Genomic DNA, 13883 nt, shown 5'->3' with positions numbered 1-13883 from the left:
CTGGTACCCGACAGAAATTTATATGCTTGGCCGTCATATGTGCGTCGAACGCCCACCGGCCCCACCTGCCTCACCTGCTCCACAGGAGACACCATGCTGCAAGCCGTGAACCCCGTCATCCCCGGCATCGCCGCGATCGCCCCCGACCTGATCGACGTGCGCCGCCGCATCCACGCGCATCCGGAGCTCGCGTTCGAGGAAACGCTGACCAGCGATCTCGTCGCCGAGTTGCTCACGGGGTGGGGCTATGAAGTGCATCGCGGCATCGGCAAGACGGGCGTCGTCGGCGTGCTGCGCGAAGGACAAGGCACGCGCACCGTCGGCCTGCGCGCCGACATGGACGCACTGCCGCTCGCCGAAGCCACCGGCCTGCCGTACGCGAGCCGCCACGCAAACAAGATGCATGCATGCGGTCACGACGGCCACACCGCGATGCTGCTGTGCGCGGCGCGCCACCTCGCCGCCACGCGCCAGTTCTCCGGCACGCTGAACCTGATCTTCCAGCCGGCCGAGGAAAACTTCGGCGGCGCGAAATCGATGATGGACGACGGCCTGTTCGAGCGCTTTCCGTGCGACGCGATCTTCGCGATCCACAACATGCCGGGCCGCGCCGCCGGCGACATGGCGTTCCGCGCCGGTGCCGCGATGGCGTCGGCCGACCGCGTGACGATCACGCTGCGCGGCGTCGGCGGACACGGCGCGATGCCGCATTTCGCGCGCGACCCGATGTCGGCCGCGGGCAGCATCATGGTCGCGCTGCAGACGATCGTCGCGCGCGAGGTCGATGCGCAGCATGCGGCCGTGATCACCGTCGGCAGCGTGCAGGCCGGCGAGACCTTCAACATCATTCCGGAAACCGTCGTGATGAAGCTGTCGGTGCGCGCGCTGGACGCCGACGTGCGCGCGCTGCTCGCACGCCGGATCGACGCGCTCGCGAAGGGCCAGGCGGAAAGCTTCGGCATCACGGCGGAAGTCGACTACGACTACGGCTATCCGGTCCTCGTGAACCATCCCGAACCGACCGCATTCGCGGCCGACATCGCCCGCCAGATGCTCGGCGCCGATCGCGTCGAAACCGAAGCCGCGCCGCTGATGGGCAGCGAGGACTTCGCCTACATGCTCGAAGCACGCCCCGGCTGCTATGCGTTCATCGGCAACGGCATCGGCAGCAAGGGCGGCTGCATGGTGCACAACCCCGGCTACGACTTCAACGACGACATCCTCGCGATCGGCGCGAGTTACTGGGTCCGCGTCGCCGAAGCCTGGCTCGCGGCCTGACGGCCCTTCATCACGCAGTTCCGCGCCTTAGCAGGGGAACCTCATGGAAACGTCCGCCCTTCCGTTCGCCGGCTCGCCGGCCGATGCCCGCGCCGCCGCGAAGAAACGCCGCCTGATCGCGGCCGCCGCGGTCGGCAACGCGCTCGAGTTCTACGACTTCACGGTCTACAGCTTCTTCGCGATCCTGATCGGCAAGCTGTTCTTCCCGGTGCACTCGTCGTTCGGGCAATTGATGCTCGCGGTCGCGAGCTTCGGCGTCGGCTTCGTCACACGCCCGCTCGGCAGCCTCGTGATCGGCATGTATGCCGACCGCGCCGGCCGCAAGAAGGCGATGATCCTGACGCTGTTGCTGATGGCGCTCGGCACCGCGACGATCGCGATCGCGCCGACCTTCGCGCAGATCGGCCTCGCCGCGCCGCTGCTGCTCGTGCTTGCACGCCTGCTGCAGGGGTTCGCCTCGGGCGGCGAAGTCGGCGCGTCGACGACGTTGCTGCTCGAACAGGCGCCGCAGCATCGCCGCGGCTTCTACGCGTCGTTCCAGTTCTCGAGCCAGGGGCTCGCCGCACTCGCCGGGGCGCTCACCGGCGTCGCGCTGACGTCGACGCTCAACGCCGCGCAGCTCGAGAGCTGGGGCTGGCGCGTGCCGTTCATCATCGGCACGCTGTTCGTGCCGCTCGGCTACTGGCTGCGCCGCACCGTCGAGGAAGTGCCGGCGGCAACGCCGGCCGCCGCGCGCGACGAACCGGTCGCGTCACTGCCGCTCGCCGACGTGCTGCGCCATCACGGCAAGGCCGTGTTCGCCGGTCTCGGCGTGACGATCGGCGGCACGTCGATCCACTACATCATCGTGTTCTACATGGCGATCTACGGCGTGCAGGTGCTGCACCTGCCGACCTGGCTGTCGATGACGGCCGGCTGCGTCGCCGGCGCGATCCTGATGCTCGTGACGCCGATCGGCGGGCACCTGTCCGATGTGTTCGGCCGCAACCGGATCGTCTGGTGGACGCGCATCGTGCTGATGGCCGCGATCTATCCCGCGTTCATCGCGCTGAACCGCTGGCCGGGCGCCGCGTCGCTGCTGTCGATCATCTCCGCGCTGTCGGTCGTGCACGCGATCAACATCGGCGCGACGGGTGCGATGCTCGGCGAGCTGTTCCCGCGGGCGGTGCGGGCGACCGGCGGCGCGCTCGTGTACAGCGTGGGCGTCGCGATCTTCGGCGGCTTCGCGCAGTTCTTCGTCACGTGGCTGATCGCGGCGACCGGCAATCCGAATGCGCCCGCGTGGTATGCGATCGGCTGCGGCGTGCTCACGCTGCTCGCGATTCGCTGCATGGACGAGAAGGCCGGGAAGGCGCTCGATTGAGCGGTGGCGGCGCGGGACGTGCGACACGTCATTGACGCAGCGAACGCGCATCGTGCATGATCGCTCCATGCACGACGCCACGCTCACCCTTTCGACGACCACGCGCACGACCGCCTTCGGCGGGCCCGTGCGGCGAATGCGCGCAAGGTCGTAGCGCCCTTCACCGATTCCCACAGGCCCCGCCGGTTCCGGACGGGGTCTCGTCGTTTCTCCGTCCGTATCGGCCACTCAGGAGAAACGCGATGTCCGAAGCCCCATCCCCGAAACGTGCGCTGCTCGTCGTCGACATGCAAGTCGGGTTGTTCCATGGCCCCGATCGTCCGCATGACGGCGAACGCGTGCTGGCCAACGTCAACCGGCTGATTCGCCGCGCACATGAAGCCGGCGCGCCCGTGTTCGCCGTACGCCACACCGGCCCGGCGGGTTCGCCGATCGCGCCCGATGCGCCGCTCGCCGCATTGCTGCCGGCGCTCGCGATCGATACGGCACGCGACATCGTGTTCGACAAGACCCGGCCGAGTTGTTTCGCGGGCACGCGGCTCGCCGAATGGCTGCACGCGGCCGGGATCGGCGAGATCGTGATTGCGGGGATGAAGACGCAGTACTGCATCGACACGGCGTGCCGCGCGGCCGCCGATCTCGGCTTTCGCGCCGTGCTCGTCGCCGATGCGCATACCTGCATGGATACGCCCGCGTTGCCGGCCGAGCGGATCGTCGCGCATCACAATGCGACGCTCGGCGGGCCGTTCGCGACGTTGACGACGACCGAGGCATGCGGGTTCTGACCAGCAACGCGTACGGCACGCCGCACGCCGGCCCCCGTAAACGCAACAAGGCACGGGCCACCCTCACCCGTGCCTTGCGTGCGCGACGCCCCGCTCAGAACGTATGCATCATCCCCACATACGCGCCCGTCTGCGACTCGCCCGTTATCGGGCTCGTGCCCGAGGTCGCATCCCGCGGCGACGCGAGCAGCGAGAAGTTCGAATTCCCGCCGTTGCGCACGTACGCGACGGTGCCGTACAGGAACGTGCGCTTCGACAGGTTGTACGTCGTGCCGAGCACGTACATGATCGCGTGGCCCGACGGATCGTGCGACGCGTCGCCGCCGCCGTCGCCGACCTTCACGTAATACCCGCCGCCCGTCACCGCCCATTGCGGATTGGCCGTATAGGTCGCGCCGAGCCAGTAGTGATCGGCGCGATCGGCGACGCCCGCCGGGCTGTCCGGCGCCTGGTAGTGCGTATACGCGCCCTGGATCTTGAACTTCGACACCTTCACGTTCGCGCCGACGAAATACTCGCGCGACGCGGTGAAGATGTTGCTGAACTTGCCGTTGTTGTCGCGCAGTTCGTCGTAGAGGCCGCGCACGTCGAGCATCGGCGAGTGATACGAGATCATGATCCCGTCCGAGCGGCCGAAGTCGTCGGCCGCGCCGTAGTTGAAGCCGCGCGACTGGTTGCCGAACGCATACTGCGCCTGCACGTCGAAGCCGCCGATCACCGGGCTGTGATATTCGACGTTGTTGCTGCTCTGCTGCCAGTTGCGGCCGCGCACGAGCGATGCGGACGAAAACGCCTGCTGCACGAACGGATCGAATTCCCACACGCCATCGCTGTCGATGAACAGGTTGCGGCCGGCCTGCAGCTGGCCCCACGTGTCGCTCTTCAGGCCGACATACGCGCGGCGCGACCACATGCGTGCGCCGCCGGTCGTGCCGTTCATCACCTGGAACGCGGTTTCCAGGTTGAAGACCGTCGACATCCCGCCGCCGAGATCCTCGAAGCCCTTCAGGCCGAACATGCTGGTGCCCCAGTCGCCGCCTTCCGCGCTCCAGCGCGTCGAACTGCCGCCGGGCGTCGCGATGTGGTTCAGGTATTCGACGCCGCCGTCGATCCGGCCGTACAGCGTCACGCTCGTCTGCGCGAACGCGGCCGCCGGTGCGGCGGCCACGATCAGCCATGCGAAATGTTTGAATGTGAGTCGCAAAATCAAGCTCGCCCCCTCCACGTCTCGACCGCCCGCTGCATGCCTCGCGAGCGCGCACGTTGTGTCCGCATCGATCGAAAAAACATCCGGGCCCTCGCCGCGCCAGGCGCGAGCAGGTTGCCCGACATCCCGATACCCTTCCGGCAAACGACTGCTTGCCGATCGCACCGCACACGCCGGCGCATTATCGTTGGCCGGCAACCCATGCCATCACGGCAGCGATGGTGCAACGCATACCATACGAATCGACATGCACGCGTCTGACGTTGATAATCCGCCGAACTGCGACGGAACAAGCGACAAAGACGATGGAATCGATACGGTACGCGGCCGCCGCGAGCCTTCCTTGTGGACCGATTATGAGGGTAGGACAAGCACCGCTCGATGAACAACCACTATTTGGAAATCCACCCATGCCGCTCGTTTCTTGATGACGGAATCGAGTCGTGCCAGCATCGGACTTGCCGCCTCTGTTGCCGGCCATGCGCCGTGACGATCCAGTGATGGTTGACGACGCAGTTGACGATGACGATCCATGCAATTGCAGCACGCCCGCCACAGCACGCCATGTGAATCGGCGGACGATGAAAAGCGGGAATGACGCGGTTGCCGGCCGCGCACGCACCGGCCGGCAACCGAACGCTTATCGCGGCGCTTCGACGTAGGTTTCCCTGCAGATCTCGCGCAGCGCCTGGACGAGCACATCCCGCGTCGGCGCATGCGATTCGGCAGCGCGGGTAAATAGCGCGATGGGCGGCAACGTCCAGACCAGCGAGTAAGGCACGATCGCCACGCCGGCGATGCGCACCATTTCTTCCGCGATATCGGCCGGCACGATCGACACCGCGTCGTCGCTCGACGCGATCATTTCGCCGATCAGCTTCGACGAGTAGCTTTCGACGATCGGCACGGGCGGCGCGATGCCCGCCGACAGGAACAGGTCGGTCACCTGCTCGCGCATCGGCGTGTGGGGCGCGCCGAGAATCCAGTCCAGCGCGTGCAGCTTCTCCCAGTCGAGCTTCGTGCGGGCCAGTTTCGCGGCGAGGCGCCGGCTCGCGATCATCCGGGGCTGCTGCTGGTACAGGACTTCGAAGGAGACCTGCCCCAGATCGATCGCCGACGATGCCCGCCCGATCACGAGATCGACGCTGTGGTCCTTGAGCTGCAACAGCAGCTGATCGCTGGTGCCCTCGTGGATCGTCACGGTCAGGCGCCGTTCCATCCGGGATTGCAGGCGCTTGAGCGCCGCCGACAGCATCTGGCCCGAAATAAACGGAATCACGCCGATATGCAGGTGCGCCGCATGGCCGGCGGCGACCGCCTCCATCTCGCGGGCGAGATGGTCGAGATCCTTCAGCATCGCCTTGGCGCGCTCGAGCACGACCGAACCGAGCGCGGTCGGCCGCATCCCGCGCGACGAGCGCTCGAACAGCGGCGTGCCGAACATGCTTTCCAGCTCGGACAGCGCATTCGTCACGGCGGGCTGGCTGCTGGCCATGTGCTCCGCGACGCGCGTCAGCGACCCGTGCTGCTGGATCTGCAGCAACAGCATCAGGTGCCGCATCTTCAGGCGCGCGCCAAGCCGCCTAACCACGTCGTTCGCGTCGAATGTCATTGCCGTACCGCCGCACCATCATGAAAAAGTGATGGAGCGATATTAAAACAGAATCATCTCCTTATGGCCGATCCCTAGAATCACCTCCATGGATCGCGTCGGGACTGGCCTGACGCGCACGCCCGGACCCGACAACATGAAACAGACAGAGACCCAGCAGCAGGCCGCGTACGACTATCACGAGTTTCCGACCCCGGGGAAGATCTCCGTCGTCGCCAGCAAGCCGCTCGTGACGCAGCGCGATCTCGCGCTCGCCTACACGCCCGGCGTCGCCAGCGTCTGCGAGTCGATCGCCGCCGAGCCGCTGAACGCGCACCGCTTCACGAGCCGCGGGAATCTGGTGGGCGTCATCACCAACGGCACCGCCGTGCTGGGTCTGGGCAACATCGGCGCGCTCGCGTCCAAGCCGGTCATGGAAGGCAAGGCCGTGCTGTTCAAGAAGTTCGCGGGGATCGACGTGTTCGACATCGAGATCAACGAAACCGACCCGGACAAGCTCGTCGACATCATCGCCGGCCTCGAGCCGACCTTCGGCGGGATCAACCTCGAGGACATCAAGGCGCCGGAGTGCTTCACCGTCGAGCGCAAGCTGCGCGAGCGCATGAAGATTCCCGTCTTTCACGACGACCAGCACGGCACCGCGATCACCGTCGCCGCCGCGTTCATCAACGGGCTGAAGGTGGTCGGGAAGTCGATCAAGGAAGTGAAGGTCGTGACGTCCGGTGCCGGCGCGGCGGCGCTGGCCTGCCTGGACCTGCTCGTCGACCTCGGGCTGCCGGTCGCGAACATCTGGGCGACGGATATCGAAGGCGTCGTCTATCGCGGCCGCACCACGCTGATGGATCCGGCCAAGGAACGCTTCGCGCAGGAAACCGATGCGCGCACGCTGTCCGAAGTGATCGGCGACGCGGACGTGTTCCTCGGGTTGTCGGTCGGCGGCATCCTGAAGCCGGAGATGCTGAAGGCGATGGCCGCGCGTCCGCTGATTCTCGCGCTCGCCAACCCGACGCCGGAGATCTTCCCCGAACTCGCGCACGCGACGCGCGACGACGTCGTGATCGCGACCGGCCGCTCGGATTTCCCGAATCAGGTCAATAACGTTCTCTGCTTCCCGTACATCTTCCGTGGCGCGCTGGATGTGGGCGCGACGACGATCACCCGCGAAATGGAAATCGCCGCGGTTCACGCGATCGCCGGCCTCGCGCAGGAAGAGCAGAACGACATCGTCGCCGCGGCCTACGGCGGCGATGAAGTGTCGTTCGGTCCGCAATACCTGATTCCGAAGCCGTTCGATCCGCGCCTGATCGTGCGTATCGCACCGGCCGTCGCCAAGGCGGCGATCGAAGGCGGCGTGGCGACGCGCCCGCTCGCGGATCTCGACGCGTATGTCGAGCAGCTGCAGCAGTTCGTCTACCACTCGGGCGCGTTCATGAAGCCGCTGTTCGCGACCGCGCGCCAGCTCGTGCGTGACGGCGGCAAGGCACGCATCGTGTTCACCGAAGGCGAGGACGAGCGTGTGCTCCGCGCGGTGCAGGTGATCGTCGACGAGAAGCTCGCGCGTCCGATCCTGGTCGGCCGTCCGGAGGTGCTGCTCGCGCGGATCGAGCGGTTCGGCCTGCGCCTGCGTCTCGGTCAGGACGTCGAGGTGACCAATCCGGAATACGACGAGCGCTTCCCGCAATACTGGACCACGTATTGGGAACTGCGCTGCCGCGACGGCATCTCGAAGGAAATGGCGCGCGTCGAAATGCGCCGGCGCCTGACGCTGATCGGCGCGATGATGGTGCGGCTCGGCGATGCGGACGGGATGATCTGCGGGACGGTCGGCGAGTATCACAACCACCTGCGCTTCGTCGATGAAGTGATCGGCAAGAAGCCCGATGCATCGACCTACGCGGCGATGAACATCCTGCTGCTCAATCAGCGGACGGTCGCGCTCGTGGATACGCACGTGAACGACAACCCGGATGCGGAGCAGATCGCGGAATTCACGATCGCGGCCGCGCGGCAGATGGAATGGCTGAACCTCACGCCGAAGGCTGCGCTGCTGTCGCGGTCGAACTTCGGGTCGGGCAGCGCGGCGTCGGGCGTGAAGATGCGCAAGGCGCTCGAGATCATCCGCGCGCACGCGCCGGATATCGAAGCCGATGGCGAGATGCATGGCGACTGCGCGCTCGATGAGGCGCTGCGTGCGCGGCTGCTGCCGATGTCGCCACTGAAGGGCGCGGCGAACCTGCTCGTGTGCCCGAACGTCGATGCAGGGAACATCGCTTACAACCTGCTCAAGACGGAAGCCGGCAGCAACGTCGCGGTCGGGCCGTTCCTGCTGGGGGTCAATGCGCCGGTGAACATCCTCACGTCGAGCGCGACCGTGCGACGGATCGTGAACATGACGGCGTTGACCGTGATCGAAGCGAATCGGAACGTGGCGGGTTGAGTGCGGCCCAGGTAGTCGCATGATGGGGGCCGGCTGCGGCCGGCCCTGTCCTGCGAGCGAAGTATTAGAATCGTCGGCAATCGGCTGCCGATTCGGCGGCCGTCCCTGCTCGCGAGAAGACGCGATGAAGGTAACGATTGCATACCTCGACGAACCGCCATTTGGATGGACGGAACCGGACGGCACGGCAACCGGTGCCGACCTCGATCTTGCCGGCGAGATCCTTCGGGCGATCGGTGTCACGCGGATCGAACCTCACCTGACGACGTTCAGTGAACTGCTGCCCGGTGTCGCCGCAGGCCGCTGGGACATGAACGTTCCGCTCTTCGTTACGCCGGAACGCGCCGCCAAGGTCGCGTTCAGCGTACCCGTGTGGGGAATCGCGGACGGCTTTCTCGTTCGTGCCGGAAACCCGAAGCAACTGACCGGCTATGCGTCGCTTGCCGCGCGTCCCGATGCACGTCTTGGCATCATTACCGGACAGGTACAGCACGACTCGGCGAAAGCCGCGGGCGTGAGCGAGCATCAGATCACCCTGTTCGACCGGCAAGCCGATGCGATCGACGCGGTGCGCGCCGGCGCGGTCGACGCGTACGCGAGTACTGCGCTCGGACTTCGGATCGTGGCGAAGCGGATGGGCGGCGCATTGCTCGAGGCCATCGCGCATGAACCGGTAGCGGACCGGTTACACCACCTGCCGCCGTTGGGTGCCTTCTCGTTCAATCGACAAAACAGCGCGTTGCTTGATGCGGTCAACCGGCAGCTGCGCGCGTATCTGGGCTCGCCGGAGCATCGCGCGCGCATGGCGGGATTCGGATTGAGCAGTGCCGAAATCGATCCTGCCCTCCGCTGAAACGGTGCCGCGACGATGAGCACCGGCAACTGGAGAAAGCGCATTCGACATGGTGGCGCTGGAAGCTGCGCATCGCGCACGCTTGTGCTGGTGCTAGTGCTCGCGAAAACGGGCGGCGCCGCTGGCGCGCGTCGAGACGCCGAACCGTTTTCCGGAGGGACGTTCGTCGCTCGACACGGTTTCAATACGCCGGTGCGAACTGTCGAGCAGGACTGTCGCTGGCGGGTAACGGCCGGCAGCGGCGTTGAAGATCAACGACGACACCTGGAGACCATGACGTGACGGACACCGAAAAATACGTGATGGAGTGCATCACCAAATGGGTCTGGTCGGGCTTCAACGATCCCGATGATGTCCGGGAAATGATGGAGGACATCCTGGAGCCGGACTGCGACGCAGATCGGCTGGAAGGTTTCATCGAGTCGGAATTCGAGCGCAAGGCTGCGGCAGAACGGTCCTGGCCTCGGGAGACGGATTGCGATCGGCTGGATCGCGTGTTCGATGAACTGGACGACGACGGCATCTGCGCGCTGTCGAACGCCGGATACACGATGTCGGATGGCCACTCGGACGTTTCGGAAGCCGTGCAGGACGCGCCGCAGGGGCGCTACCACGGGTACTGCTTTTATCACGGACAGGATGTCGAAAGAGCGCTGGATGGACACGGCCTCACGATCGCCTTCGGCGACCTCGCCGGCGACGACGCGCGCGGTGCGGTAGTGGGCCGCCAGGTCGCGGAAGCGCTTGCGCGGGCCGGGTTCGAAACGTCCTGGAACGGGTCTGTCGCCAGTCGTATCGAGCTTCCGTCGTTCGACTGGAAGAGACGCCATCGGTAGCATCGGGTGTATAGGCCGGGATCTGACCGGTGGGTCAACGTCAGATTAGGTCTCGGATAATACGATCGCTCGTCGCCAATGGCGGTGATCGACCTGAAGCGGACGGTCGGCTTTCTACAAAGCAGCCATTCGCTTCAGATGGGCCAGACGCATAGTCCCATGGAACAGTCCAGACCGGACTGCGGTCGATCGTCACTACACGTAGACATTTGGAAGATCAATCACATGCATCTTCCTCCAGCGGCCCGACGAGTTCCCCAGCAGAGCGACAGCGCTACAGCACGATCGAATCGCCTCCCGCGCAGACAGACGATGTTCGAGCTCGACGGCAGCCAAATGTGCTGTCACGGCATCGCCGTGTGCGACAGTCAGATGTGGGACGATGCCATCGTGTGCGCCCCCATAGGGGCGAAACATGGGGAATCGCTCGACCAGCGCAGTCGTCAAGGCGACAAACGGTTCTGGCGGATCGGGAGCAAGATAAGTGGTGACCGCAAACCGCTCGACCTTCCTCAACGAAAATTCGAACGGCCGCACGTTACTCAGCGCGCTTTGTGCCTGATGAAGGACATCGGGCGTAATTTCGTCAGGCGGCATGAAGGGAAACAGGACCGTGATATGCGCCGGCACGCCCAAGTCAGAGGTAGCATCAAACCGGCTCCGAAGGTCCGCTACCGTTGACTCGGCTGCGGGAACCTCAACGACGAACGCTGTTGTGAGCATTCGGGAATCCTCTCGCGTCGATTGACCATCTATGGTCGACTTCCGTCGGTAACTCGCCTCTTGGCTGCCTGCGGCATCTCTAAATGATGATGGTCACACGGGGCCAGCGGTCCTTGTATCTTTTCTGCTGGATTCGCTGAAGATAGGTATCAATGCTGACACGCGCTGGATTGCGTCGTACCACCATGGAAAAGAGGTCGTCGAGCCCGTATGGCGCGCAGACATCAATTGTCCCGTCACGGAGCAAAGTCAGTCCTACCGTCGTCGTGTACTCCGGCCAGGACGCAATGGCTTCGGCCAGTGAACTGAAGGGGGGCACCGGATGCCCAAAGGCGCTCTCGAACCAGAGATGAACAGCGGCCTGATTCGTGACCTCCCACGGAATTTCGGGACACTGCGCGGTGAGGCTGCGCTGGATTTCGGCATCGCGAATCGACGACAAGTCGGACGGGTCGAAGTAGGCTAAATCGACGTCGGCTAGGCGTGTCGGAGTCACATATCCGTGGAGCGAGTCCCAGACCAAATTACGAATGGCCCCTGCGCCAATGCACCAGGATTTCAGGCCCATTGCACGTGCCGCCGACAGCGCCGACAGACACCAAGATGACTGTCGGGCTATTTCGACCAATCTTTCTTTGAGATTCATCGCGGATCTACGCAGCCTAAACGAGCAGCACTGCTCAGATTGTCACCAAATCCGGCCGCACTGTCGAGTGACCGAAACTGGCCGCCCGTCACCCGCGGAGGAAGCGGTGATCGCCCCCACGAACGGCTGCCTGGGCGTGCAATTCGCCCCTCGCCCGAAAACGCTTGACCTTGTCACAGTGACAAGGCGTCCACTGTCGGGCGAGGAGGCGTTCATGACCCGTCACTATCCCCCGACTTCCCGTCACGCACTGACCACAGCACTCGAGCATCCGGACGCTTCGCTCCGTCTTGCGGCTGCGCTGGGTGCCGGCACGGCTCCCGATCCAGGCCAGATCACGCTACTGGTGAAGCGTTGCGGTGTCGAACCGGATTTCTTCGTTCGCGACATGCTCACCTGGGCGCTCACCCGGCATGCGCAGGATCTGACCTTGCCATTGCTGCTTGACGAGCTGCGCTCGCCGTTGGCGCAAGCGCGTAGCCAGGCGCTACATACGCTCTCGAAGATCGGCGACCCCGCAACCTGGTCAGCGATCACGAGCGGGCATCTACATGACCCCGATCCGGAGGTGGCACGAACAGCGTGGCGCACCGCGGCGGGGCTGGTGCCGACCTGGCAACGAGCCGCCTTGGCACGCGAACTGGTTCGCGAGCTGGGCCGCGGCGACAAGGACCTCAAGCGCAGTCTGAGCCGGGCCTTACTCATGCTTGGAGACGACGCCATTGCCCCGCTCGATGCGGCGGCGGCCCGACACACGGACCCGGCGGTTCGCGTTCATGCCTGCGCGAGCCTCAGGCTCATCGCGGACCCGGAGAGTGCGTTTGTGCTCGATCCAGCCGATGCTTGGCGCGCAGGTGCACCGTTGCCCTACGCCGATGAATAGGCGGGTTGACGGCGATCGATGTGATGAGCCACGTGTTGGCCGAGGTGATGGAAGCCGTTGGCGGTTTGTTAGAATCTTCGAGGCTCGATGGGAGCCAAGGCCGAGACACGACGCGGCGTGAACCAGATGACACCGGAGACAAGTGATGCGCATCAGCGAGTTGGCCAATCGTTCCGGCGTCAGCGCGCGCATGCTGCGGCACTACGACGCGATCGGACTGGTCAGCCCATCGGGACGTACGGAAGCGGGATACCGCGAGTATTCGCAAGCCGATGCCTTGCGCCTGTTCCAGGTGGAGAGCCTGCGTTCGCTGGGCCTTGGGCTGGCCGAGGTGCGTCAGGCGCTCAGCCAACAGGCGCCTCACCCCGATGTGCTCATTGACGCGCTGATGGTTCGCAGCCGCGAGCGGCTGGCCGCAGAGCAAGCGTTGCTTTGCCGGCTGACTTCTGTGTCCGCCACCTCTCCCGATGATTGGTCAGCAGTGCTTGAGGTTGTGCATCTGTTGAAAGGACTGGAGTCGACGCATGCGCCTGAGAGACAGCGTGCTGCGTTTGACGCCGCGTCCAGCGATGCCCCGCTTGCCGCGCTCATCGCCCACGCACTGCTCCATGAGCAAGAGCCGAATGTCGCAGGTGCGCTGCACTGGGCGCTGGGAAGAACCGTAGGCAGCGGCGCCAGCGTACTTGGCGCGGCGCTTCAACAGCCTGATCCGGCAGTACGCGAACGGGCCGTGCTCGCGCTGGCGAAACTCGGCGGTTCCGATGCGGTGGAGACCTTGCGTGGCTCGCTCCTCGACCCCGCGGAGCGCGTGCGGTATCGCGCTGCGCGGGTGCTTGGCGGATGGGGGATACGCGACGCCATTCCCCTGCTGATCGAGCAGGTTCTTGGCGGGACTCACGATGTCGAGGCGGCCGATGCGTTAGCCGATTTGGCGGAAGACCCCGCGATCGCAAGGCAAATTGTGGAGCGCTTTGAAGCAGCGATCTCGGACGGTCGAGCCGATGTCCAGACCCGTGTACGTGTTTGTCAGGCGCTCGCCGAATTCAATGGCACGGCGTCGGCCCTGCTTGCCCGGCTGGCCGCCGACCCAGACCCGTCCGTGGCACGCAATGCGCGTTACGTGATCGGTATTCGCAACGACGCACCAACGTAGTTGAGTTTGAGTTTGATAGTCGGCCTCTTCCTTGGAGGCGAATGCCGTCGCTTCCTGTCTCTCCCGGATCTGTCGGCGGGGAAATAGTCTGCTCGCTTGCTCGGCAG

The 13883-nt window shown here is 65.1% G+C and carries 13 protein-coding genes; 9 read left to right on the top strand and 4 right to left on the bottom strand.

Annotated features, from left to right (window positions below):
- Positions 1–93 precede the first annotated feature (93 nt).
- The 3 genes from U4Z31_RS03655 (at position 94) to U4Z31_RS03645 (ending at position 3426) form a co-directional block, all read left to right on the top strand.
- The gene (locus tag U4Z31_RS03655; protein ID WP_321809453.1) at positions 94–1278 is read left to right on the top strand and encodes a M20 aminoacylase family protein; all 1185 of its coding nucleotides are present in this window, start codon (positions 94–96) and stop codon (positions 1276–1278) included.
- Positions 1279–1321: 43 nt separating this feature from the next.
- The gene (locus tag U4Z31_RS03650; RefSeq protein ID WP_321809452.1) at positions 1322–2641 is read left to right on the top strand and encodes an MFS transporter; all 1320 of its coding nucleotides are present in this window, start codon (positions 1322–1324) and stop codon (positions 2639–2641) included.
- Positions 2642–2883: 242 nt separating this feature from the next.
- A complete protein-coding gene (locus U4Z31_RS03645; protein WP_124522101.1) occupies positions 2884–3426 on the top strand; it encodes a cysteine hydrolase family protein in 543 nt (180 codons plus the stop codon).
- A 94-nt stretch (positions 3427–3520) separates the two neighbouring features.
- On the opposite strand, the gene U4Z31_RS03640 is transcribed toward U4Z31_RS03645, so the two are convergent.
- Both U4Z31_RS03640 and U4Z31_RS03635 read right to left on the bottom strand, forming a co-directional pair.
- Complete coding sequence (locus tag U4Z31_RS03640; protein ID WP_415750262.1) at positions 3521–4630, bottom strand: porin; 1110 nt, start codon at positions 4628–4630, stop codon at positions 3521–3523.
- Positions 4631–5273: 643 nt separating this feature from the next.
- Positions 5274–6245 (bottom strand): LysR substrate-binding domain-containing protein, encoded by a 972-nt coding sequence (locus U4Z31_RS03635; protein ID WP_124485204.1) that lies wholly within the window; start codon positions 6243–6245, stop codon positions 5274–5276.
- Between the two features lie 136 nt (positions 6246–6381).
- On the opposite strand from U4Z31_RS03635, the gene U4Z31_RS03630 reads away from it, so the two are divergent.
- The 4 genes from U4Z31_RS03630 (at position 6382) to U4Z31_RS03615 (ending at position 10371) form a co-directional block, all read left to right on the top strand.
- Positions 6382–8682 (top strand): NADP-dependent malic enzyme, encoded by a 2301-nt coding sequence (locus U4Z31_RS03630; protein ID WP_124521810.1) that lies wholly within the window; start codon positions 6382–6384, stop codon positions 8680–8682.
- 124 nt (positions 8683–8806) lie between these two features.
- Complete coding sequence (locus U4Z31_RS03625; protein WP_321809450.1) at positions 8807–9535, top strand: transporter substrate-binding domain-containing protein; 729 nt, start codon at positions 8807–8809, stop codon at positions 9533–9535.
- A 15-nt stretch (positions 9536–9550) separates the two neighbouring features.
- On the top strand, positions 9551–9817 hold the full coding sequence (locus U4Z31_RS03620; protein ID WP_321809449.1) for a hypothetical protein: 267 nt from the start codon (positions 9551–9553) through the stop codon (positions 9815–9817).
- Entirely contained in the window at positions 9814–10371 is a 558-nt protein-coding gene (locus U4Z31_RS03615; protein ID WP_321809448.1) for a DUF6891 domain-containing protein, read from the top strand. Before U4Z31_RS03620 ends, U4Z31_RS03615 begins: the two co-directional genes overlap by 4 nt.
- 195 nt (positions 10372–10566) lie before the next feature.
- Here the strand turns inward: U4Z31_RS03615 and U4Z31_RS03610 are convergent, their stop codons facing one another.
- Positions 10567–11094, bottom strand: coding sequence for a 2'-5' RNA ligase family protein (locus tag U4Z31_RS03610; protein ID WP_321809447.1), 528 nt, complete (start codon positions 11092–11094; stop codon positions 10567–10569).
- Positions 11095–11173: 79 nt separating this feature from the next.
- Positions 11174–11740, bottom strand: a complete 567-nt coding sequence (locus tag U4Z31_RS03605) for a nucleotidyltransferase family protein (protein ID WP_321809446.1) — start codon at positions 11738–11740, stop codon at positions 11174–11176.
- 214 nt (positions 11741–11954) lie between these two features.
- Between U4Z31_RS03605 and U4Z31_RS03600 the strand changes: the two genes are divergently transcribed.
- Positions 11955–12623, top strand: a complete 669-nt coding sequence (locus U4Z31_RS03600) for a hypothetical protein (protein ID WP_321809445.1) — start codon at positions 11955–11957, stop codon at positions 12621–12623.
- Positions 12624–12768: 145 nt separating this feature from the next.
- Positions 12769–13776 carry a HEAT repeat domain-containing protein gene (locus U4Z31_RS03595; protein ID WP_321809444.1) on the top strand — a complete coding sequence of 336 codons (1008 nt, stop codon included), beginning with the start codon at positions 12769–12771 and terminating at the stop codon, positions 13774–13776.
- The last annotated feature ends 107 nt before the right edge of the window (positions 13777–13883 follow it).

The sequence above is a fragment of the Burkholderia sp. BCC1985 genome (assembly GCF_905339915.1).
Taxonomy (GTDB): domain Bacteria; phylum Pseudomonadota; class Gammaproteobacteria; order Burkholderiales; family Burkholderiaceae; genus Burkholderia.
Note: the sequence above shows the minus strand (reverse complement) of the source record. Positions and strands in the feature narration are given on the sequence as shown.

Bases quoted from the DNA above. Each gene is read 5' to 3' on its own strand.
- U4Z31_RS03655 (WP_321809453.1), top strand. From the start codon at position 94: ATGCTGCAAGCCGTGAACCCCGTCATCCCCGGCATCGCCGCGATCGCC.
- U4Z31_RS03650 (WP_321809452.1), top strand. From the start codon at position 1,322: ATGGAAACGTCCGCCCTTCCGTTCGCCGGCTCGCCGGCCGATGCCCGC.
- U4Z31_RS03645 (WP_124522101.1), top strand. From the start codon at position 2,884: ATGTCCGAAGCCCCATCCCCGAAACGTGCGCTGCTCGTCGTCGACATG.
- U4Z31_RS03635 (WP_124485204.1), bottom strand. From the start codon at position 6,245: ATGACATTCGACGCGAACGACGTGGTTAGGCGGCTTGGCGCGCGCCTG.
- U4Z31_RS03630 (WP_124521810.1), top strand. From the start codon at position 6,382: ATGAAACAGACAGAGACCCAGCAGCAGGCCGCGTACGACTATCACGAG.
- U4Z31_RS03625 (WP_321809450.1), top strand. From the start codon at position 8,807: ATGAAGGTAACGATTGCATACCTCGACGAACCGCCATTTGGATGGACG.
- U4Z31_RS03620 (WP_321809449.1), top strand. From the start codon at position 9,551: ATGAGCACCGGCAACTGGAGAAAGCGCATTCGACATGGTGGCGCTGGA.
- U4Z31_RS03610 (WP_321809447.1), bottom strand. From the start codon at position 11,094: ATGCTCACAACAGCGTTCGTCGTTGAGGTTCCCGCAGCCGAGTCAACG.
- U4Z31_RS03605 (WP_321809446.1), bottom strand. From the start codon at position 11,740: ATGAATCTCAAAGAAAGATTGGTCGAAATAGCCCGACAGTCATCTTGG.
- U4Z31_RS03600 (WP_321809445.1), top strand. From the start codon at position 11,955: ATGACCCGTCACTATCCCCCGACTTCCCGTCACGCACTGACCACAGCA.
- U4Z31_RS03595 (WP_321809444.1), top strand. From the start codon at position 12,769: ATGCGCATCAGCGAGTTGGCCAATCGTTCCGGCGTCAGCGCGCGCATG.